The sequence below is a fragment of the Frigoribacterium sp. UYMn621 genome (genome assembly GCF_040549525.1).
GTDB lineage: Bacteria > Actinomycetota > Actinomycetes > Actinomycetales > Microbacteriaceae > Lacisediminihabitans.
In genome coordinates, this window is sequence record NZ_JBEPTM010000006.1 from 100,374 (window position 1) to 122,945 (window position 22,572).

Consider the following 22,572-nt stretch of genomic DNA (forward strand, 5'->3'; position numbering starts at 1 on the left):
TACGCATGTACACCGGCATAGACTGACTCGATGACGTTCGGTCCCCGCAAACGCACCCCGGCGCTGATCGCGTCGGCAGAGGCGACCACGGCAAGAGAGCAGGCGGAGGCGACCCTGCCGGCCGGCATCCGGATCGGCGGATCCTGGTCGTGGCGGATGCTCGCGATCGCGGCGGTGATCGGTCTGTTCATCTACCTCGTGATCACGCTGCGTGAAATAGTCGTGCCGTTCATGATCGCGATCCTGCTCGCCGCACTACTCGTGCCGCTGGTCAACTTCCTCGTCCGGCACCGCTGGCCCAAGTGGCTGGCCATCGCTCTCGCGGAAATCGGCTTGATCGCCGTGGTCGCCGGTCTCGTCGTGCTCGTCGTGCTGCAGGTGCGCAGCGGCTTCCCCGAGTTGCAGAAGCAGAGCATCCAGGCCTATGACGACTTCAAGCAATATCTTCTCGCCTCGCCGCTGCATCTCACCAACTCCGATATCAACCGCTACCTCGGGCAGGCCGGGTCCGCGCTCCAGAAGGACAGCCAGGCGCTGGTCTCCGGCGCGGTCAGCTTCGGCACGACCGCCGGCCACGTTCTGGCGGGACTGCTCCTCACCCTCTTCGCGACACTCTTCATGCTGATCGACGGGAAGGGCATCTGGGCCTGGGTGGTGCGCCTGTTCCCGCGCAAGTCGCGTCTCGCCGTTGACGGCTCCGGCAGGGCCGGATGGGTCACCCTCACCAATTTCGTTCGCGTGCAGATTTTGGTCGCCTTCGTCGACGCCGTCGGCATCGGACTCGGAGCCTGGATCATCGGACTCTTCTTCGGAGGCTTCCCCCTCGTGATCCCGATCACGATCGCGGTGTTCCTCGGATCCTTCATCCCGGTGGTCGGTGCACTGTTCTCCGGGGTGCTGGCCATCTTCATCGCGCTGGTCTACCTCAACCCCTTCGCGGCGCTCCTGATGCTGGCCGTGGTGATCGCCGTGCAGCAGATCGAGGGTCACGTGCTGCAGCCCTTCATCATGGGCACGGCGGTCAAGGTGCATCCCCTCGCCGTGGTCTTCGCCGTCGCGGCCGGCGGATTCCTCGCCGGCATCCCCGGCGCCCTGTTCGCCGTACCGGTGGTCGCTACCCTCAACGTGATGGTCAATTTCGTGGCGAGCGGCCAGTGGCGTACGACCCCGGATCCGAGCCTCGGCCAGGCCGTGAAGAATGCCTGAGCTCACTCTCGCGGGACCGAGCCTCGCTGACTTCGAATCGGCGCGGTCCGTCGTCTCCCGCGTGGCGGAGATCACCCCGATGGAGAGCTCACGCTTCCTCGGTGAACTGCTGGGATCTCCCGTCTACCTCAAGTGCGAGAATCTGCAGCGCACCGGTTCATACAAGATCCGTGGCGCCTACAACCGCATCTCGCGGCTCACGGAGGAGGAGAAGTCCCACGGCGTCGTCGCTGCCTCGGCGGGGAATCATGCCCAGGGTGTGGCCTTCGCCGCCAGGGAACTCGGCATCTCCGCCACCATCTTCATGCCGGTCGGAGTGGCGCTCCCGAAGCTTCAGGCCACGCGCAACTACGGTGCGGAGGTTGTGCTCCGCGGACACGCCGTCGACGAGGCGCTGCGCACGGCGGCGGAATTCGCGGCCACTACCGGAGCGGTATTCATCCCTCCGTTCGACCACCCGGATGTCGTGGCGGGCCAGGGCACTCTCGGTCTCGAGATGCTCGACCAGGTTCCCGACCTCCAGACCGTGATCGTGCCCATCGGCGGCGGCGGGCTCATCTCCGGAGTCGCCAGCGCCCTCAAGCAGAAGTTCGCGCTCCAGGGTCGAAGTGTCCGCATCATCGGGGTGCAGGCCGAGAACGCCGCTCCCTACCCCGTCTCGATCCTCAACGGCGTCTCCACGGCCATCAAGATCCTGCCGACCATCGCCGACGGTATCGCGGTGAACAAGCCGGGCATCCTCAACTTCGAGATCATCAAAGATGCCGTCGACGAGATCGTCACCGTGACGGATGACGACATCGCGCGTGCCATGCTCGTTCTTCTCGAACGGGCGAAGCTCGTGGTCGAGCCCGCCGGCGCGGTCGCCGTCGCCGCGATAATGACCGGCCAGGTGAAGGATGCCGGCGTCACCGTCGCGATCCTCAGCGGCGGAAACATCGACCCGCTCGTGATGGAGCGCGTGATCTCCCGCGGGCTCGCGGCATCCGATCGGTATCTCAAGCTTCGACTGATGCTGCCCGACCGTCCGGGCCAACTCGCCCGCATCGCCGAACTGATCTCGGAGGCGAATGCCAACGTCGTGGAGGTGCTGCACACCCGGCACGGGCGGAACGCGCTGATCAGCGACGTGGAGATCGAGCTGAGCATTGAGACCCGGGGTCCGGAACACGTGCAACGGGTGCTCGGTCACCTCATCGAGGCCGGCTACGAGCCTCGCGTCGACTTCTGACGCTGCGGCCCGTCGTGCAGGGTGGTCGAGCGGCGCCGTCTTCGGCGCGCATCGAGACCTAGGGCAGGTAGGTCTCGACCTTGTCGATCTGCACGCTGATCTCCTTGCCATTCGGCGCCGTATACGACACCGTCTCGCCGACCGAATGGCCGAGGATGGCGGCGCCGAGTGGGCTTCCCTCGCTGTAGACGTCGAGGTCGCTGTCTTCCCCGACGATCTCACGACTGCCGAGCAGGAAGGTGCTCTCGTCGCCGAGGATTCGTGCACTCACGACGGTGCCGGACTGCACGACTCCGTTGCTCGTGGGGGCCGCGCCGACCTTGGCGTGACGGATCAGCTCGGTGAGAACCCGGATGCGGGCTTCCATCTTGCCCTGCTCTTCTTTGGCGGCGTGGTAGCCGCCATTCTCCTTGAGGTCGCCCTCTTCCCGAGCGGCCTCGATCTTCTTGGCGATATCGACACGACCGGTGGTCGACAACTGTTCGAGTTCGGCGCTGCGACGGTCGAATGCTTCCTGGGTCAGCCAGGTCTCGGTAGACACGATGTGCTCCCTAAAAAACGCAAATGAGACCGGCCGTGGGGCCGGTCTCTGATCAGTAAGCCTCAGTTTAGGTCAGCCAGCACCGGTAGATCAAGCCGGTGACGCCCCGCTCTGAACTCAACACGGTGTCGGTGTACGACGTGGTGTACCGCGTGGAGGCCGGAACCTTCACGATGCGCCAGCCCACGATCCCGTGTGCTTCGTTCTGCACCTGAAGGGCGCAACTCGCCGTCTGGCCCACCGGCATCGACACCTGGTAGCTGATGCTCACTGTGCGGTCGTTGACGATGGTCGAACCCTTGTCCTCCGCGTCCAGGGTGCTGCCGGCCTGGTCGAGTCCCGCCCAGATGACCCAGGCGATCACGACGATCGCCGCCAGGGCGCCGGCGATGAGATAGACGAGGCGATCCCGGCGCTTCTTCGCGGGCGTGCGCCCGTACCGGGCGGCGAGGCCAGCGGACTCGGGCACCGCAGAGGGACGCACCTCGAGCGCATCCTCGTCTATCGCAGTCATGTCACATCCCCGCACGCCTATTCTTGTAGTCCAAGGGTATCCGCCCACCCTGCGTATTCCCCACCCGTGCCTTCCCCACAAACACAAGGAGTTCGGTGACTCAGCGCCTGCTTGCCGTTCACGCCCATCCCGACGACGAGTCGAGCAAGGGCGCAGCGACCTACGCCCACTACCGCAGCATCGGGACCGAGGTGCTCGTGGTCAGCTGCACGGGCGGCGAACGCGGCGACATCCAGAACGAAGCCCTCGAGTCAACGGCGATGGCGAACCGTGACATGGCCGGCCTCCGGCGCATCGAGATGGCGAACGCCCAGGCGGCGATCGGCTTCGAACACCGCTGGCTGGGCTACCAGGACTCCGGGCTGCCCGAGAACGACGAGCCGGTGCCCGCGAACTCCTTCGCGCTCATCCCGCTCGAGATCTCGGCTGAGCCCCTCGTCAAGATCATCCGCGAGTTCCGGCCGCAGGTGCTCGTGACCTACGACGAGACAGGCGGCTACCCGCACCCCGACCACATCCGCACGCACGACATCTCGCTGTACGCCTACGAGGCGGCCGCGGATGCATCGCGGTACCCGGATGCCGGAGCACCCTGGCAGATCTCCAAGGTCTACTTCGACCGCATCTTCAATGCGCCGCGCATCGAGGCGATGTACCAGTTCCTCCTCGTGAATGCCCCGGAGACCCCGCAGCTGGCCCAGATGGAGGAGTTCCGGGAGCGGATGAAGGACCGCCCCGTGCTCACGACCACTCAGGTGCACGTCGGCGACTTCTTCGACGCACGGGACACGGCGTTGCGCGCACACGCCAGCCAGGTCGCGCCCGACAGCGCCTTCTTCTTCTGGCCCAACGACCTGCAGCGACAGGCGTGGCCGTTCGAAGACTTCCAGTTGGCACTGTCGCGGGTGGAATCCCCCCTGCCCGAGACCGATCTGTTCTCCGGGATACCCGCAGAGGATCTCAGCGCATGAGCGGCTTGTACACCGCGATCGTGATGCTCGCGTCGACGCCGACACCCCAGCCGAATTTCGATGAGAATTCGGTCACCCCGACCTGGGTCGGCTTCGCCGCGACCTTCCTGGTGGCCGCCGCAGTGGTGCTGCTCTGCATCGACATGGTGCGTCGGGTGCGTCGGGTGCGCTACCGCGGGGAGATCCGTGAGCAGCTCGAGGCCGAGCGGGATGCCGCAGCTTCGGAGCAGCCTCCCACCAGTTCCTAGAAGCCCGGCAGTCCCTAGAAGCCCACCAGCCCCTAGAAAACCGGCGGGTTCGTGGCCACCAGGAAGATGCCGGTCCAGTGGCAGAGGTATGCCAGCAGCGTGAGCGCGTGGAAGATCTCGTGGAAACCGAAGACTCCCGGCACCGGGTTCGGACGCTTGAACCCGTAGATCACGGCGCCGATCGTGTAGAACACACCCCCGAGCAGGATGAGGGACATCATCACGGCGTTGGCCTGGAAGAAGTCGACGATGAAGGCGAGCGCGGCATAGCCGAGCAGCAGGTAGAGCGGCACGTAGAGCCAGCGCGGCGCGCCGATCCAGAAGATGCGGAATCCGATTCCGAGGCCGGCGCCGATCCAGACCAGCCAGAGCAGGAGCACTGACTTGTCGTGCGGGAGGGCCAGCACCGTGATGGGGGTATACGACCCGGCGATCAGCAGGAAGATGTTGGCGTGATCCATCCGCTTGAGCAGTCGTTTCGTGCGATCGCTCCAATTGACGCGGTGATAGAGCGCGGAAACTCCGAAGAGCAGCAGCGACGACAGCACGAAGACGGAGCTCGACACCCTGGCCGGCACTCCATCGGCGAGCACGATCAACACGACACCGAGCACGATCGCGAGCGGGAAGGTGGCCGTGTGGATCCAGCCGCGCCAGGTGGGCTTGCGCTCGAGAAGCGCGGCACGGGACGCGAGCGCATCATCCAGGAGGGGGATGTTCGGAAGGTCGGGGCCGTCCTCTTCGGCATCCAGCGCCGAGTCGAGTGGTCCCTGATCCGATTCCTTTGCCATGAGGCCCCAGTTTAGTGACGCCCTCTGCCGGTGAGATGGGAGCACTCGCACGCTCGTGCACTAGCGTATTGGTGTGGCACAGCGGGAAGTTCCCCTCGGACGAGGCATCCTCTACGGTCTCTACCAGAACCGGATCCGTCGCTTCCTCGCCACCCAGGAACGGCCGAAGCACATCGCCATGATCCTCGACGGCAACCGGCGGTGGGCGCGCCAACGATTGCTCGAGACAGCCGCCCACGGGCATCGTGCCGGAGCCGCGAAGTTCCGTGAGTTCCTGGTGTGGTGTGACGACCTCGGAATCGCGACCGCGACCCTCTACCTGCTGTCGACCGACAATCTCACCGGACGGACTACCGCCGAACTGGATGAGCTGCTCCAGATCATCGCGGACCTCGCCGAAGACCTCTCACACTTCCGCGACTGGAGGGTGCAGCACGTGGGATCCGTCGACGGCTTGCCGCAGCACCTCATCGAGGCACTGAAGAATGCCGAGGCCCGCACCGCCTCGAACACCGGGATGCATATCAATCTCGCGGTCGGCTATGGCGGTCGACGGGAGATCGCCGATGCCATGCGCAGCATCGTGACCCAGCACGAAGAGGAGGGCGGCACCCTCGATGCCCTCGCCGAGATCCTCACGCCGGAGCTCATCGGTGACCACCTCTATACCGGTGGCCAGCCCGATCCGGACCTCGTCATCCGCACCTCGGGGGAACAGCGCCTCAGCGACTTCATGCTCTGGCAGAGCGCCCACAGCGAGTTCTATTTCGTCGAGGCGCTCGGCCCGGACCTGCGCGAGGTCGACTTCCTGCGAGCCCTCCGCGATTACGCCCGACGCCAGCGCCGCTTCGGCAGTTAGTGATACCCGATGACCATCGATGACTTCATTTCCGGATTCACCGAAGAGCCCGGCTACTTCAATTTCGCCTCGGTCGGGCCCCTGGGTCGCGCCGCAATCGAAGAAGAGCAGGCGCAGGTCGAGCTGCTGCGCCGCTCACGTTTCGGCAGCCTGGCGAGCCTCGAGGAGCAGGACCGACGCGTGCGCGCTGCGGTCGGGCAGCTGATCGGTTTTGCCTCCGACCAGGTCGTCTTCCAGCCCAACACCAGCTCAGGTCTGATGCACGCGATGTTCGGCATCACCGGGGGAGTGCTGCTTTCGGGGGCGGAATTCCCGTCCCTCCCCTTCGCCGCGGTGCGCGCGGCGGACTCGCTCTCGGTGCTCGCGCCGCACTGGCTCGACACCGCCGGCGGTCCGGTGACGCCCGGTGTGATCCGTGACCGGCTCACCCCGAGCATCGTCGCTGTCGCCGTGAGCCTCGTCGACTTTCGCACCGGCTATCTCGCGGACATCGAGGGGATTCGCCAGGTGATCGGTGATCGCCTGCTCATCGTGGACGCGATGCAGGGATTCGGCGTGGTCGACGCCCCCTACGGGGTGGCGGATGTGATCGCCAGCGGCGGTCAGAAATGGGCACGGGCCGGATGGGGCACCGGCTTCCTCGCGCTGAGCGATCGTGCCCTTGACCGGCTCACCCCGGTATTCAGTGGCTTCAGCGCCACGGATTCACCGGACCTCCCCCTCGACGGTGTCCTCCCGCCCGCAGAGGGAGCGGGTGCCTACAGCATCAGCAACCCGAGTCCGATCGACCAGGCTCGCTTCGCCGCGGCGCTGGAGGAGATCGGGTCGGTCGGAGTATCGGCGATCAGTGCACTGTTGGCGGAGAAGGTGTCCCGCGTCATCGACCTGGCCGACGAGTACGCGGTGCCGGTGGCCTCCTCCCGGGCCGAGAACGAGCGGGCGGGGATCGTCGTCCTCGAACCGGCCGCAGACCAACTCACCATGCTCACGGCATCCCTCTTCAACCATGGAATCACGGTGACCGTGCGGGGCGGCACGGTGCGCCTGAGCCCCCACGTGTCGACCGATGAAGACAGCTTCGACGCGCTGCGCGGGGCCTTCACCAGCTATGCCTCGGCCATCACCGTCTGACGGGGTCCGGCGGTTCGTCAAACGTTAATCTTCGCGTAACACGTCGCCGGGCGTGTCGCTCGGGAAAGCCGAAGGCGGCGCCCGTAGCGTACGAGCTATCAGGTATGGCGCCTGATCGAGACGGCCACGCAAGTTCGTCTCGAAACGTGTGGTGGCCGTCACGAGGACTAGTTCCGGATGCTGATACGCATCCGGGGATGGAGCTCACGTGGCCACTTTCGACAAGACCAGCCCCGCACGCCGTTCTCAGAGTGATGGAGCCACCGGCACCAGCGCCAAGCAAGCCGAGCGCACCTATGTGCTCGACACTTCGGTCTTGCTGTCTGATCCGAAGGCCATCTTCCGCTTCTCTGAACACGCGGTGGTGCTTCCGGTGGTCGTGATCTCGGAGCTCGAAGGAAAGCGCAACGACCCGGAGATCGGGTACTTCGCGCGCCAGGCCCTGCGCAATCTCGATGAGCTGCGCGTGCAGCACGAACGCCTCGACTTTCCCATCGCGGTCGGCGACGGCGGTTCGCTTCGCGTGGAGCTCAATCACTCGAACATGTCGGTGCTCCCGTCCGGCCTGCAGCTCAACGACAACGACTCGCGCATCCTCGCCGTCGCGCTCAACCTCTCGAACGACGGACTCGATGTCACTGTCGTCTCGAAGGATCTTCCGCTGCGCGTCAAGGCAGCGTCGATCGGGCTTGCCGCGGAGGAGTACCGCGCGGAACTGGCCGTCGACTCGGGCTGGACCGGCATGGAAGACGTCACCCTGGGATCCGACCAGATGGCGAAGCTCTACGACACCGAGAAGCTCACCACTCGGCAGATCGGGGACACTCCGATCAACACGGGCCTCGTCATCCACTCCGATCGCGGATCGGCGCTCGGTCGCGTCACCGCGCGAGGGGAGATGCGGCTCGTGCGGGGGGATCGCGACATCTTCGGCCTGCACGGCCGGTCGGCCGAACAGCGCCTTGCCATCGACATGCTCCTCGACCCGGAGATCGGGATCGTCTCCCTCGGCGGGCGGGCCGGTACCGGCAAATCGGCTCTCGCGCTCTGCGCCGGGCTCGAGGCGGTGCTCGAGAAGCAGCAGCACAAGAAGATCATGGTGTTCCGGCCGCTGTACGCGGTCGGCGGCCAGGAGCTCGGCTTCCTGCCCGGCGATGCCTCGGAGAAGATGAACCCGTGGGCCCAGGCCGTCTTCGACACGCTGGGCTCCGTCGTCTCCCAGAATGTTCTCGACGAGGTGGTGGAGCGGGGCATGCTGGAGGTGCTGCCGCTCACCCACATCCGGGGTCGCTCCCTGCATGATGCGTTCGTGATCGTGGACGAGGCGCAGTCCCTCGAACGCAACGTGCTCCTCACCGTCCTCAGCCGCATCGGCCAGAACTCGAGAGTCGTGCTCACCCACGATGTCGCCCAGCGGGACAACCTCCGGGTGGGCCGCCACGACGGCGTCGCCTCGGTGATCGAGACGCTCAAGGGACACTCACTGTTCGGGCACATCACCCTGACGAGGTCGGAGCGATCCGCGATCGCAGCCCTCGTCACCGAGATGCTCGAATCGAATGAATTGGCCTGATCAGGGGCCGCGATCCACAGCGGCGGGCACGATGACGCGGGGTAGACAGCTTAGGCTCTAAGGGTGAACCTGCCTCTCGTCGTCGTGCTCGGCGGGCTCACGATTCTCACGCTCTGGGGATTCGTGGCCCCGCGCTCCCAATGGCGTGCCCTCACCGGTTGGAGCCACCGGGAACTGACCGGGGGCGAGCCCGGGCCGGTGATCATCGGTATCCATCGTCTCGCTGCGGGCGTCGCTCTCGCGGCTCTCGCCCTCGGGGGAGCGTCACTAGCGGTCGGGCTCTTCGACCCGAGCACGCAGGTGAACGTGCGCACCATCACGGATCCCGTGCGTGTGCTCTGGGGCACTCCGGACCCGACCGTGGTCAACCGGGTGTTCGTGCCGGTGAACACCGCTCCGACCGGGCTGACCCGGGTTCCCGCGCTGCGCTACCAGGCCGTGAACGCCAAGAACCGGAGCCCTTCTTATCTCTTCGGGCTCGACACGTATGCGCGGCCGCACCCGAGTGGCACCGATGGATACATCGGTGCCTACCCGGCAGTCGGGCTCACCGCCCTCGACACGGCGGACATCGTGGTGCAGGTGCGGGCCGACAGTCGTTGCACTCCGCAGCAGGTGCTCGTTGTGGAATCGGGCACCTCCATCGTTCTTGCGGTCTACTACGGTCGCCCGGTAGGCGAATCGCTCGACTCCAAGGCTCTGGCCACACCCTGCGATCTCACAGCGGCGAGGGACAAGTCGTCTTCGGTGCTCATTCCGATCGATCTCGGTGCCCCCGTCGGAAAGCGCGCGGTGCTGAACCTCGAGGGCACGTCGATCTCGAAGGCCGACACCCCGTAGCTGTCTGAAGGATCGCGAGAACGCTCAGGACCGCGCGGGTGGGCGCGTCATCGAGAGCACGTCGAGGGCGCTGTCGAGAAGCTCCACCGAGACCTCGCCACGCTCGACGAAGCCGAGGTCGATCACCGATTCTCGCACCGTGATCGACTTGGCTACCGCGTTCTTCGCGACCTTGGCGGCGGCCTCGTAGCCGATAACCCGGTTGAGGGGGGTGACGATGGACGGAGAGGACTCTGCGAGTGCCCTGGCGTGTTCCACGTTGGCGACGAGACCGGCGACGGTCTTGTCGGCGAGGGCGACACTGGAGTTGGCGAGCAGGCGGATCGACTCGAGCAGCGCTGTGCCCATCACCGGGATGGCGACATTGAGTTCGAAGGATCCCGATGCGCCGGCCCAGGCGATCGTCCCATCGTTGCCGATGACCCGGGCGGCCACCATCAGCACGGCCTCCGGAATCACCGGGTTCACCTTGCCCGGCATGATCGATGATCCGGGCTGGAGGTCGGGGATGTTGAGCTCGCCGAGTCCGGTGTTCGGGCCGGAGCCCATCCAGCGCAGGTCGTTGCAGATCTTGGTGAGGCTCACGGCGATCACCCGAAGAGCTCCGGATGCCTCGACGAGGCCATCCCGGGCACCCTGCGCCTCGAAGTGGTCGCGCGCCTCGGTGAGCGGAAGGCCGGAGTCGGAAGCGAGCAGGGCGATGACCTTCTGCGAGAAGCCCGCCGGCGTGTTGATGCCCGTGCCGACAGCGGTACCGCCGAGGGGCACCTCGGCCACGCGAATGATCGTCGATTGCACGCGCTCGATTCCGTAGCGCACCTGCGCGGCGTAGCCGGCGAACTCCTGGCCGAGCGTCACCGGGGTGGCATCCATCAGGTGGGTGCGACCGGACTTGACCACGGTCTTCCACAGCTCCGCCTTGGCCTCGAGCGCGGTGGCGAGGTGATCGAGGGCTGGCACGAGGTCGCCGAGGAGAGCGCCAGTCACGGCGACGTGCACGGAGGTGGGGAAGACATCGTTGGAGGACTGCGAGGCGTTCACGTGGTCGTTGGGGTGTACCGGGGCTCCCGCGAACTTCGTGGCGAGAGTGGCGAGCACCTCGTTGATGTTCATGTTCGACGAGGTGCCGCTGCCGGTCTGGTAGGTGTCGACTGGAAACTGGTCGTGGTGACGGCCGGCGATCAGCTCGTCCGCGGCGAGCACCACGGCCTGCGAGACCGGTTCCGCGAGGATGCCGAGCTCCAGGTTGACGATCGCGGCGGCACGCTTGATTCGTGCGAGTGCCACGATCTGTGCCGGCTCGAGTCCGCTTCCGGAGATGGGGAAGTTCTCGACCGCGCGCTGCGTCTGGGCTCCGTAGAGGGCAGATACCGGCACGCGGACTTCGCCCATCGTGTCGTGCTCGATGCGGTACTCGGATTCAGTCACGGCGTTGTGCGTCCCTTGTTTCGGTGTGCGGGTGGTCGGTGGGGCCCTAGACGGCGCCGACGATGATGTCGGGTACGGCCATGCCTTTGAGCAGTCGGTAGTTCGCGCCGACGATAGCCAGCGTACCGGCGGCGATCGCGTCGCTGATCAACTCCGAGGTCTGCACGAGCTCGGCGACGGTGTCGCGCAGGTGCTCTCGCCCCACCTCGGTCGGATCGGGGGCGGCGGAAGGATCCTCGCTGCCGGCCGCGACCCGCTTGACGGCGGGGAAGATCTTCTCGACCAGGTGGTGGATGTGCGGGGGCAGGGGCGCGGCATCCGGCACCTGCGAGTCGATTGCGGCCCGCACTGCGCCGCACTCGTCGTGCCCGAGCACCACGATCAGGGGGACATGCAGCACGGCCACCGCGTATTCGAGGGAGCCCACCACCGAATCGGAGATGATCTGGCCGGCGTTCCGCACCACGAAGAGGTCACCGAGGCCCTTGTCGAAGATGATCTCTGCGGCGAGCCGAGAGTCACTGCAGCCGAAGAGGGCGGCATGTGGGGTCTGCGCGCCGAGTAGTTGCTCGCGACGCTCCACGTCCTGACGCGGATGACTCGGCTCGCCTTCGACGAAACGCTTGTTGCCGCGCGTCATCTCGGCCCAGGCCTGGGTGGGGGTGCGGGGCTGATCGGCGCTGTTCATCGGCTTCCTTCGTCGAGTTGGGCGGCGACCGCCGTGGCGAGGGTGGTGAATTCCGTGGTGGGTGCGGTGCCGTGCAGCACGACGCTGCTCGACCCGATCACCGTGCTGAGCGAGTACGCGTAGTTTCCCGTGTCCTGGTCGGTGCGCCGGTCGTAGACCGTCCAGTCGTGCCCACCGAGGGAGGTCGAGCCCGTTGACCGCACATTGGCGAGTTCGTTCGCCACCCAGGTGGGATTGGCGTCGATGCCCTGCACGAGGCCGATGTACTGGTTGGACGGGGTGATGAATCCGACCCTCCAGGCGAGCACCGAATCGGAGCCGGTCGTGAGCCCGTCGTCGTTCGCGCTCCACCCGGCGGGCAGCGCGGGGGCGGCGAGCACCTGCCCGGCCTGAGGCTCGGATGCCGTGGCATCGGCCCGGTAGTCGACCGCTGCGCGCGGTGGACCATCGGGACGCACCACGACGAGCACGAGCACGAACACGACGGCGAGGGAGGCCAGAAGGGCGAGAACCAGGTTGCGCAGGGTCTGGTTTGCGCGGTGTTTGCGCGAATTCTCCGCCTTGCGGGCGGCGGTCTCCTCCGGGGTCTCCGGTCGACCGAGCTCCGCCACGATGCGGGGAGGGCGATTCCTTTCGGCGGCCACAGGGTCAGCCCTTGGTGGCGTCAGGCAGCTGTGCAGAGCGTGCAGCGTCCAGCCGCGCCTTCGCGCCGATCAGCCACTCTTCGCAACGGCGGGCCAGGGCTTCGCCGCGCTCCCACAGGGCCAGCGACTGCTCGAGGGTGGATGAACCCTGTTCGAGTTCGTTCACCACCCGGATCAGTTCATCGCGCGCCTGCTCGTACGACAGCTCAGAAACCCCGCCGGAAGCGGAGGGAGTCGAAGCGGGAGAAGTGGAGGGAGTGGATGCCACGGGTCGATTCTAACCGGCCGCGCCGGGAGCATCCGGTGGGGGAGTGACGGTTGCGGAAGCCGAGCCGTCGGCGAGGGTGAGAAGGAGGGGAGTGCCGGGAACGGCATCCGCAGAACTCCTCAGCACCGCGCCTCCCGGGAGTTGGGCGATGGCGTATCCCCGGTCGAGGGTGCGCTGGGGGGAGAGGGCCCGCAGCTGGGAGCGCAGGTCGAGCACGGCGCCGTGCGAGCGCTCGAGCAGTCGTTCGATGAGTTCGGCGCTCCGGCCGACGTAGCGACCGAGCTCTTCTGCGCGGGAGTCGACGATCCAGGAGGATGCGGTGAGCACCGGTCGTGACCTCAGCTGTTCGAGACGGTCGATCTCGGTGCGCACCTGCGAGGTCATGCGGTTGCCGATGCGCGCGCGAGCCTGTTGCACGCGAGCAAGTTCGTCCGCGACATCCGGCACGACCCGCTTCGCCGCGTCCGTGGGGGTGGATGCCCGCAGGTCGGCGACGTCGTCGAGCAGGGGGCGGTCGGCCTCGTGCCCGATCGCACTGACGATGGGCGTGACGCAGGCCGCGGCGGTGCGCACGAGGGTCTCGTCGCTGAAGACGAGGAGATTCTGGAAGTCGCCTCCCCCGCGCGCCACGATGATCACGTCGACATCGGGATCCGCATCCAGGGTGCGCAACGCCGCAGTGACCTCGGCGGCAGCACGATCGCCCTGCACCGCCGTGTGTACCACGCGGAACTCCACGGCGGGCCAGCGCAACTGGGCATTGCGCAAGACATCCTTCTCGGCGTCCGAATCCTTGCCGGTGATCAGCCCGATGCACCCGGGAAGGAAGGGAAGCGGCCTCTTGCGATCCATGTCGAAGAGCCCCTCGGCGCGCAGCGACTGGCGGAGGCGCTCGAGGCGCTCGAGCAGGTCGCCGAGGCCGACATGGCGCATCTCGAACACCTGCATGGTGAGCGAGCCGCCCTTGACCCAGTAGTTCGGTTTGACCAGGGTCACCACCCGGTCGCCCTGCTTCAGGTCGGTCGGCAGCTTCGCCTTCACCGACGACCAGACGGTGAATCCCACTGTCGCGTCGGCATCGAGGTCTTTGAGTTTGCCGTAGACGTTGCCCCCAGAGAGCCCCCATTGGGTGATCTCACCTTCGACCCAGACGGCTCCGAGTCGATCGATCCAGCCCTTGATTTTCGCGGAGAGCAGGGCGACCGGCCACGGGGAGTCCACGGTGGATGGCCCCGGATCGATAGTCACGAGCAGCCCTCCCAGTACCTCGCCAGCGCACCCCACGTAGAATCTGAAGGGTGAGCACCATTACCAACGGCGAGGCCGTCAGCCTGAATATGCCGCGCGTTCCCGCGGTACGCAACAGGCTACGGGACATCCCCGTCGCGGGAGAGAAGCGGGTGCTGCTCGCGGCACCGCGCGGCTACTGTGCAGGAGTGGACCGGGCGGTCATCGCCGTGGAGAAGGCGCTCGAGCATTACGGGTCGCCGGTCTACGTGCGCAAACAGATCGTGCACAACATCCACGTGGTCTCCACCCTCGAGAAGCAGGGCGCGATCTTCGTCGACGAGGTCGACGAAGTGCCGGAGGGGGCACACATCGTCTTCTCCGCCCACGGCGTTTCCCCCGCTGTCGTCGCGGCAGCGGCCGAGCGCAATCTCGAGGCGATCGACGCCACCTGCCCGCTGGTGACCAAGGTGCATCGCGAGGCCGTGCGTTTCGCCCGCGACGACTTCCACATCCTGCTGATCGGCCATGCCGGTCACGAAGAGGTCGAGGGCACCATGGGTCACGCCCCGGATCGCACGACCCTGGTGAACAGCCCCGCGGATGTCGCGACCCTCGAGGTCGCGGACCCGGACAACCTCGTCTGGCTCAGCCAGACCACCCTGAGCGTCGACGAGACGATGGAGACCGTCCGGCTGCTGCGGGAGCGCTTCCCCCGGTTGCACAATCCGCCGAGCGATGACATCTGCTACGCCACCCAGAACCGCCAGGTCGCGATCAAGAAGGTCGCCGAATCGGCCGAACTCGTGATCGTGGTCGGCTCCGCCAACAGCTCCAACACCGTGAGACTCGTGGATGTCGCGCTCGAGAACGGCGCGAAGGCCGCCTACCGGGTGGACTACGCGAGCGAGATCCAGCAGGAGTGGCTCGACGGTGTCACGACCGTCGGCGTCACCTCCGGGGCATCCGTGCCAGAAGTGCTCGTGCAGGAAGTGCTCGACGATCTCGCCGATGCCGGCTACGGCTCGGTGAGCCAGGTCGTCACCGCGGAGGAGGACCTCATGTTCTCGCTGCCCAAGGAGTTGCGCAAGGACGCGAACGGCCAGGATGACGCGCGGGGGCTCGGAGGCCGCATCCGCCAGCTCGATTGGCAGCAGAAGTGACCGAGCAGCCCGGGGCGGAGCTGCCGAAATACGGCGAGCGTCGTCCGCGGCCGCAGTACGGCGAATACGCCACCCCGCAGGAGCAGGCGAAGATCATCGCCGATTCCCTGCCGCCGGTGTCACCCCTTCTCGTGCCGCCGACGATCCCGGGGGTTCCGAACCCGCCGGATGCCTCCGCTCGTGTCGGAACGTCCCCACCGCCTGCCGGGCGCCGGCCGCGTCGCTGGGACCTCATCCTCTCGGCGGCTCTGCTCGGTTACGCGACGATCAACGTGATCGCTCAACTGGCGATTCGCGACACCCTCGCGACGATTGCCACGCAGTTCTACCTGACCCAGGGCATCGGCGACTACAGGCCGACCGCCCTCACCGCCAGCCTCGGCGACACTCTCAACATCATCACCTTCGCGTTGTTCGTCGTGACCGTGCTCGGCACGGTGTGGATGCTGCGCCACGGCCGCATCGCGTTCTGGGTGCCGATCGCCGGGGGAGTGCTCGCGACCATCGTGGCTCTCGTGTTCGTGGTCATCCTGCTGCAGTCCGACCCGGCGTTCTCCGCGTACCTCGGCAAGCTTCGGGGCTAGCTCGCGGAGCCACGCGCCCAGCAAAACGGGCGAGTACGCACATTCCGGGCCGGCGTGCTGGCCCGTGGTGTCCGCACTCGCCCGGCTTGGGAGAATGTGGCGCGTGCGGTGCGGCTCAGCCCTTCGAGTGGCCGGCCGATCCCAGCTGCTTCGTCGCCTCGACCACCCGCGCGGCGAGGGCGGACTCCGCGAGCTTGCCCCAGGAGCGCGGGTCGTAGACCTTCTTGTTTCCGACCTCACCGTCGACCTTGAGGAACCCGTCGTAGTTCTTCAGCACGGTGTCGGCGACGGAGCGGCTGTAGGCGTACTGGGTGTCGGTGTCGATGTTCATCTTGATGACGCCGTTCGCCACGGCGAGGGCGATCTCGTCGTCGGTCGAGCCGGATCCGCCGTGGAAGACGAGGTCGAGAGGCTTGGCTCCCGTGCCGTACTTCGACTGGATGCCGGCCTGGATCTCGCCGAGCAGCTCCGGGCGCAGCTTCACGTTGCCGGGCTTGTAGACGCCATGCACGTTGCCGAAGGTCAGGGCGGCGATGTAGCGGCCCTGCTCGCCGAGGCCGAGTGCCTCGACCGTCGCGATCGCGTCATCCAGCGTCGTGTACAGGTGCTCGTTGATGTCATGGCTGACGCCGTCTTCCTCGCCGCCGACGACCCCGATCTCCACCTCGAGGATCGAGTTGATCGCCTTCATGCGCGGCAGGATCTGCTGGGCGACGCGCAGGTTCTCGTCGAGGGGCACGGCCGATCCATCCCACATGTGGGATTGGAAGATCGGACCGCGACCGGCAGCGACCTCGGCCTCGGAGGCGGTGATCAGCGGCAGGAGGAAGTCGTCGAGCGCATTCGTGGGGCAGTGGTCGGTGTGGAGCGCGACAGTTACGGGATAGTTCTTCGCCACCTCGGTGACGAAGGCCGCGAAGGCGAGGGCCCCGGATGCGCGGGCCTTTACGCTCTGCCCGGCGAAGAAGTCCGCGCCGCCCGTTGTGACCTGGATGATGCCGTCGGAGCCGGCCTCGGTGAGTCCCTGGAGGATGCCGTTGATCGTCGACGACGACGAGGCGTTGATCGCCGGGTAGGCGAAGCCGCCGGCTTTCGCCCGGTCGAGCATGTCGGCGTACTGTTCGGGGGTCGCGATGGGCATGGAGATCTCCTTCGTGCGCGCGGTGCGTGTGGGTCTGGTGTGACCCCGAGTCTATTGAACTAAAGAACCCGGGATCTTTCGACTACCTCCGCGCGACGTCGATCACCGCCGCTCGATAGCCTTGACGGGTGAACACTGACACCGGATCGATCTTTCTGCACCCCGACCGCAACCTGGGAATGGAGCTGGTGAGAGCGACCGAAGCAGCCGCGATCAGGGCCGTGCCGTTCATCGGGCGAGGCGACAAGAATGCCGCCGACGGCGCCGCTGTCGATGCGATGCGCAAGTTCCTCGGCACCGTCGACTTCGACGGACTCGTCGTGATCGGCGAGGGCGAGAAGGACGACGCCCCGATGCTCTACAACGGCGAGCATGTCGGCACAGGCCAGGGGCAGGCCTGCGACATCGCCGTCGACCCGATCGACGGCACCTCCCTCACGGCAGCGGGCCGGCAGAATGCGCTGTCGATGATCGCCGTCGCCGATCGCGGAAGCATGTACGACCCCTCCGCCGTCTTCTACATGGACAAGATCGTCACCGGTCACGAGGGGCACGGGGTCGTCGACCTTCGCAAACCGATCGGTGAGAACATCCGCGCGCTCGCGAAGGCGATGAAGAAGGATGTCGCGGACCTCGTCGTGGCCGTTCTCGACCGTCCGCGCCACGCGCAGCTGATCGAGGAGATCCGCGAGGCGGGCGCCGGCACGCGCCTCCTGCTCGACGGGGATGTCGCCGGCGGCATCAACGCGGCCCGCTATGACGCCCGCATCGACATGTGCGTCGGCCGCGGCGGCACGCCGGAGGGCATCATCACGGCGTGCGCGCTCAAGGGGCTGGGGGGATTCATTCAGGCCAGGCTCGCACCGCAGAACGACGATGAGCGCCAGAAGGCGATCGATGCCGGGCACGACCTCGAGCGCATCCTCGAGATCGACGACCTGGTGACGAGCGACAACACCTACTTCGTGGCCACCGGCGTCACCGACGGCCAGCTGGTCGGAGGGGTGCGCAAGAAGGGTCCGATCATCCGTACCGAGAGCATCGTGCTCCGCGGCCGCTCCGGCACGATCCGTCGTGTCGTCGCCGACCACCTCGCGGAGAAGTGGCTCTAACGCAGCGTCAGTCGGTGCCCGGCCCCGCCTCGAGAGCACTCACGATCTCGAGCTCTGCGACGAGTTCGAACGCGCTGAGATCGCGGGGCAGTTCCTCGATCTCGGCGTGGGTCCCGAGCACCTTCGACTCGTCGAGCACGTTGAGTTTGCGAGCGGACGGCAGCACCTGGCGTTCGAGCGAACCGACGAAACCGTTGTAGTTCTTCACGGTGCTCTCGATGGAGCGACCGAGCTTCTCGATGTGGCCCGCGAGGGTCGCGAGGCGCCCGTAGAGCTCGCGACTGGTCTCGAAGAGCATCTTCGCCTCCTGCGTCACGACGTCCTGCTGCCAGCTGAAGGCCACGGTCTTCAGCACCGACCAGAGGGTGACGGGGGAGGAGAGCGCGACGCGCTTCGAGAAGGCGTAATCCATGATCCCGGGGTCCGCCTCCATGGCGGACGCCACGAGGGATTCGCTCGGGATGAACGCGATCACGAGCTCGGGGGAGGCTTCGAGCCCGGCCCAGTAGGCCTTGCTGCCCAGGGTATCGATGTGGGCCCGCACCGCCCGGACGTGCTGCTTGATGAAGGCCTCGCGCCGCGCCCCCTCCTCGCCCGTCGCGGTGACGGCGATCTGGCTCGCCTCGAGGTAGGCGGTGAACGGCACCTTCGCATCCACGGCGATGTTCTTCCCGCCTGGCAGGTGGATGACCATGTCCGGTCGGCCGGATCCGGCATCCGAGGAGATGCTCGACTGCACATCGAAGTCGACCCGCTCGATGAGGCCGGCCGCCTGCACCACGTTGCGCAGTTGGGTCTCTCCCCACACTCCGCGGGTGGCGTTGTTGCGGAGTGCCGAGGCGAGGGATTCCGCAGTGCTGCGCAGGCGCTCCTCCGATTCCGTGGCGTTGCGGAGCTGCTGCGTCAGCTGGCCGTGCTGGAGGCTGCGCTGGGTCTCGAGCTCTGTCACCTTCAGCTGCATGCTGCGCAGGGACTCCTGCACCGGGGTCAGGGCCTGGAGCACCGTGCTCTCCCGCTGCTGCCGTTCTGCTTCGGCGGCCTGATCCCGACGCTGGCGGTCCACCAGCTCGCGATACTGCTCCTGCTGTGCGGCGACCTGCTCCTTCAGCGCGACCGCTGTGGCCTGGATAGCGGCGAGTTCGGAGCCGAGCTGTGACCTCCTGGTCGCCTCCTCCGCCCGAACGGCCCCGAGGGCGAGTTCGTGCTGGGAGGCGAGGAGTGCGGGATCGACGCCGACCGGGACATCCGCTCTTCGGGTGCGCGCGAACAGCAGCCCGATGACCGCGCCGAGCACGATTCCGACGACAAGGCCGATGATGAGGGCTGCAATGGGATCCATGCGGCAAGTCTGTCAGCCGGCCCCGACAATGGCCGGGCGCCGCGGTGTCAGGCCCGGAACAGGGGGGTCGAATCCGCCGATCGCGCCCCGATCGCGCCGATGCGGCACCCGGTGATGCTGGCGAGCTCCTCGATCGATGACGCGTCGTGCCGATTCGCGGCGTGCACGATGATCGCGGCGCAGGCCTCGGAGTCGGCGAGGGCATCGTGGTGGGCGAAGTCCTCGAAGCCTGCAGCCATTGCGGCTACCGTCAGCCGGTAGGAGTCGAGGGTGTAGGTCTTGCGCGCGACCTGGAGGCTGCAGAGGTAGCGGAAGTCGGGGATGTCGACGAAGCTGGCCCGGCACGCGCCCGAGATGACTCCCATATCGAAGCCGGCGTTGTGGGCGACGAGGAAGTCGTCGTCGGCGAAGGCCACGAGGTCGGCCAATTGCTCACTCCAGAGCTTGGCCTCCGCGACATCCGGCGCCATGATGCCGTGGATGCGGGTGTTCCACTCGGTGAAGTGGTCGAACCCGGCCGGAGGGCGGATGAACCAAGCCACCCGGTCGACGACCAGGCCGTCGCGCACCTTCACCAGTCCCACCGAGCAGGCCGAGGCATTCGAAGAATTGGCGGTCTCGAAGTCGATCGCGGTGAAGTCAAGAGGCATGATCGCATCGTCTCACGCTCCTCCGACCACGCCCCGGGAGCGACGGCGGCGATCCGCACGACTGGGGGTCGGCATCGCGGCGCTGCCAGGGACGAGCGGCGCTGCCTAGGATGAACTGATGCCCGACGTGCGCGACCCCACCGATCTCGAGCGCACCATCGTGCTCGCCCAATCCGGGCGGGCGACCACGGCTCAGGTGCTCGAGTCGCTCGCGGTGAGCCCGGTGATCGTGCCGAGCGCGACCGAGATCGTCGACAACCTCGACCAGTTGCAGCCGGTGCTGTTCGACATCGGCGGAGTCTCGATGCTCGCCGTGTTCACCCACGACGACCAGATCGCCGAGTTCGGGCGTCTCGCCGCGTTCGGCGTCTCGATCGTCGGTCGCTCCCTCCTCGCATCCATCCCGCCCGGTGCGGGAATCGTCGTCAATCCGAGCCGGTCGATCGGCTTCGAGCTGCTACCGGAGGGAATCGGCCTGTTCTTGGCAGAGCTCCGCAACCGCCGGGACTAGCCTCGAGCGATGGACGAGAATCGCACCTCGGAGCACGCCAGTTCCTTCGGCCGGGCGGCGGGGGCGTATGACAGCGCCCGCCCCGGCTATCCGGATGCGGCTGTCGACTGGCTCGTGCCGGCGCACGCTCGAACGGTGCTCGACATCGGGGCGGGCACGGGCAAATTCACGAGGTCTCTCGTGCGGCGCGGCTTCGCCACGATCGCCGTCGAACCAGATCCCCTGATGCGGCAGAGACTCGTCGAATCGCTCCCCACGGTGCAGGCGCTCGGCGGCACGGCCGAAGCGATCCCGCTCCCGGATGATTGCGTGGATGCCGTGACGGTCGCGCAAGCCTGGCACTGGGTCGACCGCCCGGCGGCGACCGCGGAGATCGCGCGTGTGCTGCGACCGGGCGGCACGCTGGGGCTCGTGTGGAACATCCGGGATGAGTCGGTTGGCTGGGTGAATCGGCTCAGCGACATCATGGGGTCCAGCGACGCGGAGCGTTTCATCGCGGGTGACATCTCGGTCGGGGAGCCCTTCGGCGCGCTGGAGGAGGCCCAGTTCGAGTGGGCGAACAGCATCGGGGTGGAGTCCCTCGTGAACCTCGTCGCCTCCCGCAGCTACATCATCACGGCCACGGACGAGGTGCGCGCGGCGGTGCTCTCCGCGGTGCGCGAGCTCGCGGCATCCGATCCCGCCCTCGCGGGCAGGGAGACCTTCGAGCTGCCGTACCGCACGCACTGCTTCCGCGCGGTGCTGGGATGACGCACCGGTACCATTGAGCCTCGTGGCTCTCACTATCGCAATCGTCGGACTGCCCAATGTCGGCAAGTCCACCCTGTTCAACGCACTCACCAAGAACCAGGTGTTGGCGGCGAACTACCCCTTCGCCACCATCGAGCCCAACGTGGGCGTCGTGACCCTGCCGGATCCGCGGCTCGACGCGCTCGCCGAGCTGTTCGGCAGCGAGCGCATCCTCGCGGCCCCCGTCTCCTTCGTCGACATCGCCGGCATCGTCAAGGGTGCCTCCGTCGGTGAGGGTCTTGGCAACAAGTTTCTCGCCAACATCCGCGAGGCCGATGCCATCGCCCAGGTCATCCGCGGGTTCGCCGACCCGGATGTCGTGCACGTGGACGGCAAGGTCGATGCGGCTTCCGACATGGAGACCATCAACACCGAGCTCATCCTCGCCGACCTGCAGACTCTCGAAAAGGCAGTTCCCCGGTATGAGAAGGAAGTCAAGACCAAGCGCACCGAGCCCGCAGTGCTCGCGGCCGCGGTCGAGGCGCAGGCCTTCCTCGACTCAGGAAAGCCGCTCTCGTCATCCAGCATCGACCTCTCGCTCATCCAGGAACTCGGCCTGCTCACCACCAAGCCGTTCATCTACGTGTTCAACGTGGACGAAGACGTGCTGCAGGATGCCTCGGCGCTCGCGAAGCTCGCGGCACTTGTGGCTCCAGCCAAGGCGATCTTCCTCGACGCGAAGCTCGAATCCGAGCTGATCGACCTCGAGCCTGCGGATGCCGCGGAGCTCCTCGCCTCCACCGGTCAGGAGGAGAGCGGGCTCACCCAGCTCGCCCGCGTCGGCTTCGACACCCTCGGTCTGCAGACCTACCTCACCGCCGGTCCGAAAGAGGCGCGGGCCTGGACCATTCCCAAGGGGGCCAAGGCCCCGCAGGCGGCCGGTGTCATCCACACCGACTTCGAGAAGGGCTTCATCAAGGCGGAGGTCATCGGCTTCCAGGACCTGGTGGACACCGGTTCGATCGCCGAGGCTCGCGCGAAGGGCAAGGCCCGCATCGAGGGCAAGGACTACGTGATGCAGGATGGCGACGTGGTGGAGTTCCGCTTCAACAACTAGGCAGAACTCTCGATTGCACGGCCTGAGATCTTCACGGAGGCCGAACTCCAGGATGCAGATCGCGAA

General features: G+C 66.7%; 25 protein-coding genes. 14 read left to right on the forward strand and 11 right to left on the reverse strand.

Translation table 11 applies throughout. The features are described 5' to 3' along the window. The first annotated feature begins 30 nt into the window (after positions 1-30). Entirely contained in the window at positions 31-1,206 is a 1,176-nt protein-coding gene (locus ABIB54_RS11675; RefSeq protein WP_354575690.1) for an AI-2E family transporter, read from the forward strand. Then, the gene (ilvA, locus tag ABIB54_RS11680) at positions 1,199-2,437 is read left to right on the forward strand and encodes a threonine ammonia-lyase (protein WP_354575691.1); all 1,239 of its coding nucleotides are present in this window, start codon (positions 1,199-1,201) and stop codon (positions 2,435-2,437) included. Before ABIB54_RS11675 ends, ilvA begins: the two co-directional genes overlap by 8 nt. Positions 2,438-2,495: 58 nt before the next feature. On the opposite strand, the gene greA is transcribed toward ilvA, so the two are convergent. Together greA and ABIB54_RS11690 are read right to left on the reverse strand one after the other, a co-directional pair. Next, positions 2,496-2,978: a transcription elongation factor GreA gene (greA, locus tag ABIB54_RS11685; protein ID WP_354575692.1), complete on the reverse strand. Its 483-nt coding sequence runs from the start codon at positions 2,976-2,978 to the stop codon at positions 2,496-2,498. Between the two features lie 67 nt (positions 2,979-3,045). Next, positions 3,046-3,492 (reverse strand): DUF4307 domain-containing protein, encoded by a 447-nt coding sequence (locus ABIB54_RS11690; RefSeq protein ID WP_354575693.1) that lies wholly within the window; start codon positions 3,490-3,492, stop codon positions 3,046-3,048. Positions 3,493-3,587: 95 nt separating this feature from the next. Here ABIB54_RS11690 and mca point away from each other — a divergent pair, with 95 nt between their 5' ends. Both mca and ABIB54_RS11700 read left to right on the forward strand, forming a co-directional pair. Then, a complete protein-coding gene (gene mca, locus ABIB54_RS11695) occupies positions 3,588-4,463 on the forward strand; it encodes a mycothiol conjugate amidase Mca (RefSeq protein WP_354575694.1) in 876 nt (291 codons plus the stop codon). Continuing rightward, positions 4,460-4,711 carry a hypothetical protein gene (locus ABIB54_RS11700; protein ID WP_354575695.1) on the forward strand — a complete coding sequence of 84 codons (252 nt, stop codon included), beginning with the start codon at positions 4,460-4,462 and terminating at the stop codon, positions 4,709-4,711. Before mca ends, ABIB54_RS11700 begins: the two co-directional genes overlap by 4 nt. Positions 4,712-4,743: 32 nt before the next feature. On the opposite strand, the gene trhA is transcribed toward ABIB54_RS11700, so the two are convergent. Beyond that, positions 4,744-5,502 carry a PAQR family membrane homeostasis protein TrhA gene (gene trhA / locus ABIB54_RS11705; RefSeq protein ID WP_354575696.1) on the reverse strand — a complete coding sequence of 253 codons (759 nt, stop codon included), beginning with the start codon at positions 5,500-5,502 and terminating at the stop codon, positions 4,744-4,746. Between the two features lie 73 nt (positions 5,503-5,575). Between trhA and ABIB54_RS11710 the strand changes: the two genes are divergently transcribed. From ABIB54_RS11710 to ABIB54_RS11725, 4 genes are all read left to right on the forward strand, one after another. Continuing rightward, positions 5,576-6,361, forward strand: a complete 786-nt coding sequence (locus tag ABIB54_RS11710) for an isoprenyl transferase (protein ID WP_354575697.1) — start codon at positions 5,576-5,578, stop codon at positions 6,359-6,361. Between the two features lie 9 nt (positions 6,362-6,370). Next, complete coding sequence (locus ABIB54_RS11715) at positions 6,371-7,492, forward strand: aminotransferase class V-fold PLP-dependent enzyme (protein WP_354575698.1); 1,122 nt, start codon at positions 6,371-6,373, stop codon at positions 7,490-7,492. A gap of 208 nt (positions 7,493-7,700) precedes the next feature. After that, positions 7,701-9,065, forward strand: coding sequence for an RNA 5'-3' helicase PhoH2 (gene phoH2, locus ABIB54_RS11720; protein WP_354575699.1), 1,365 nt, complete (start codon positions 7,701-7,703; stop codon positions 9,063-9,065). 63 nt (positions 9,066-9,128) lie between these two features. Beyond that, positions 9,129-9,905, forward strand: coding sequence for a hypothetical protein (locus ABIB54_RS11725; RefSeq protein ID WP_354575700.1), 777 nt, complete (start codon positions 9,129-9,131; stop codon positions 9,903-9,905). Positions 9,906-9,929: 24 nt separating this feature from the next. On the opposite strand, the gene ABIB54_RS11730 is transcribed toward ABIB54_RS11725, so the two are convergent. The 5 genes from ABIB54_RS11730 to xseA are packed head-to-tail and all read right to left on the reverse strand — an operon-like array spanning position 9,930 to position 14,181. Next, positions 9,930-11,333, reverse strand: coding sequence for a class II fumarate hydratase (locus tag ABIB54_RS11730; protein WP_354575701.1), 1,404 nt, complete (start codon positions 11,331-11,333; stop codon positions 9,930-9,932). 46 nt (positions 11,334-11,379) lie between these two features. Further along, a complete protein-coding gene (locus ABIB54_RS11735; protein WP_354575702.1) occupies positions 11,380-12,021 on the reverse strand; it encodes a carbonic anhydrase in 642 nt (213 codons plus the stop codon). Beyond that, positions 12,018-12,665 (reverse strand): DUF4245 domain-containing protein, encoded by a 648-nt coding sequence (locus ABIB54_RS11740; RefSeq protein WP_354575703.1) that lies wholly within the window; start codon positions 12,663-12,665, stop codon positions 12,018-12,020. The genes ABIB54_RS11735 and ABIB54_RS11740 overlap by 4 nt, the downstream gene beginning before the upstream one ends. Positions 12,666-12,669: 4 nt before the next feature. Beyond that, positions 12,670-12,933, reverse strand: a complete 264-nt coding sequence (locus ABIB54_RS11745) for an exodeoxyribonuclease VII small subunit (protein WP_354575704.1) — start codon at positions 12,931-12,933, stop codon at positions 12,670-12,672. 9 nt (positions 12,934-12,942) lie between these two features. Further along, complete coding sequence (gene xseA / locus ABIB54_RS11750) at positions 12,943-14,181, reverse strand: exodeoxyribonuclease VII large subunit (protein WP_354575705.1); 1,239 nt, start codon at positions 14,179-14,181, stop codon at positions 12,943-12,945. Between the two features lie 89 nt (positions 14,182-14,270). Between xseA and ABIB54_RS11755 the strand changes: the two genes are divergently transcribed. Next, positions 14,271-15,323: a 4-hydroxy-3-methylbut-2-enyl diphosphate reductase gene (locus tag ABIB54_RS11755; protein WP_354575793.1), complete on the forward strand. Its 1,053-nt coding sequence runs from the start codon at positions 14,271-14,273 to the stop codon at positions 15,321-15,323. Then, positions 15,320-15,907, forward strand: a complete 588-nt coding sequence (locus ABIB54_RS11760) for a DUF6264 family protein (protein ID WP_354575706.1) — start codon at positions 15,320-15,322, stop codon at positions 15,905-15,907. The genes ABIB54_RS11755 and ABIB54_RS11760 overlap by 4 nt, the downstream gene beginning before the upstream one ends. A 115-nt stretch (positions 15,908-16,022) precedes the next feature. Here ABIB54_RS11760 and fbaA read toward each other — a convergent pair whose 3' ends face one another. Then, positions 16,023-17,054 carry a class II fructose-bisphosphate aldolase gene (fbaA, locus tag ABIB54_RS11765; RefSeq protein ID WP_354575794.1) on the reverse strand — a complete coding sequence of 344 codons (1,032 nt, stop codon included), beginning with the start codon at positions 17,052-17,054 and terminating at the stop codon, positions 16,023-16,025. A gap of 173 nt (positions 17,055-17,227) precedes the next feature. Here fbaA and glpX point away from each other — a divergent pair, with 173 nt between their 5' ends. Next, on the forward strand, positions 17,228-18,160 hold the full coding sequence (gene glpX, locus ABIB54_RS11770) for a class II fructose-bisphosphatase (RefSeq protein WP_354575795.1): 933 nt from the start codon (positions 17,228-17,230) through the stop codon (positions 18,158-18,160). 7 nt (positions 18,161-18,167) lie between these two features. Here the strand turns inward: glpX and ABIB54_RS11775 are convergent, their stop codons facing one another. Continuing rightward, the gene (locus ABIB54_RS11775) at positions 18,168-19,499 is read right to left on the reverse strand and encodes a DNA recombination protein RmuC (RefSeq protein WP_354575707.1); all 1,332 of its coding nucleotides are present in this window, start codon (positions 19,497-19,499) and stop codon (positions 18,168-18,170) included. A 47-nt stretch (positions 19,500-19,546) separates the two neighbouring features. Next, positions 19,547-20,149 carry a 3'-5' exonuclease gene (locus ABIB54_RS11780; RefSeq protein WP_354575708.1) on the reverse strand — a complete coding sequence of 201 codons (603 nt, stop codon included), beginning with the start codon at positions 20,147-20,149 and terminating at the stop codon, positions 19,547-19,549. A gap of 118 nt (positions 20,150-20,267) precedes the next feature. Here ABIB54_RS11780 and ABIB54_RS11785 point away from each other — a divergent pair, with 118 nt between their 5' ends. From ABIB54_RS11785 to ychF, 3 genes are read left to right on the forward strand one after another with little or no spacing between them, the layout of a single operon-like run. Continuing rightward, the gene (locus tag ABIB54_RS11785; protein WP_354575709.1) at positions 20,268-20,660 is read left to right on the forward strand and encodes an SseB family protein; all 393 of its coding nucleotides are present in this window, start codon (positions 20,268-20,270) and stop codon (positions 20,658-20,660) included. Positions 20,661-20,669: 9 nt separating this feature from the next. Next, the gene (locus ABIB54_RS11790) at positions 20,670-21,410 is read left to right on the forward strand and encodes a class I SAM-dependent methyltransferase (protein WP_354575710.1); all 741 of its coding nucleotides are present in this window, start codon (positions 20,670-20,672) and stop codon (positions 21,408-21,410) included. A 22-nt stretch (positions 21,411-21,432) separates the two neighbouring features. Beyond that, a complete protein-coding gene (gene ychF, locus ABIB54_RS11795; protein ID WP_354575711.1) occupies positions 21,433-22,506 on the forward strand; it encodes a redox-regulated ATPase YchF in 1,074 nt (357 codons plus the stop codon). Positions 22,507-22,572: the final 66 nt, after the last annotated feature.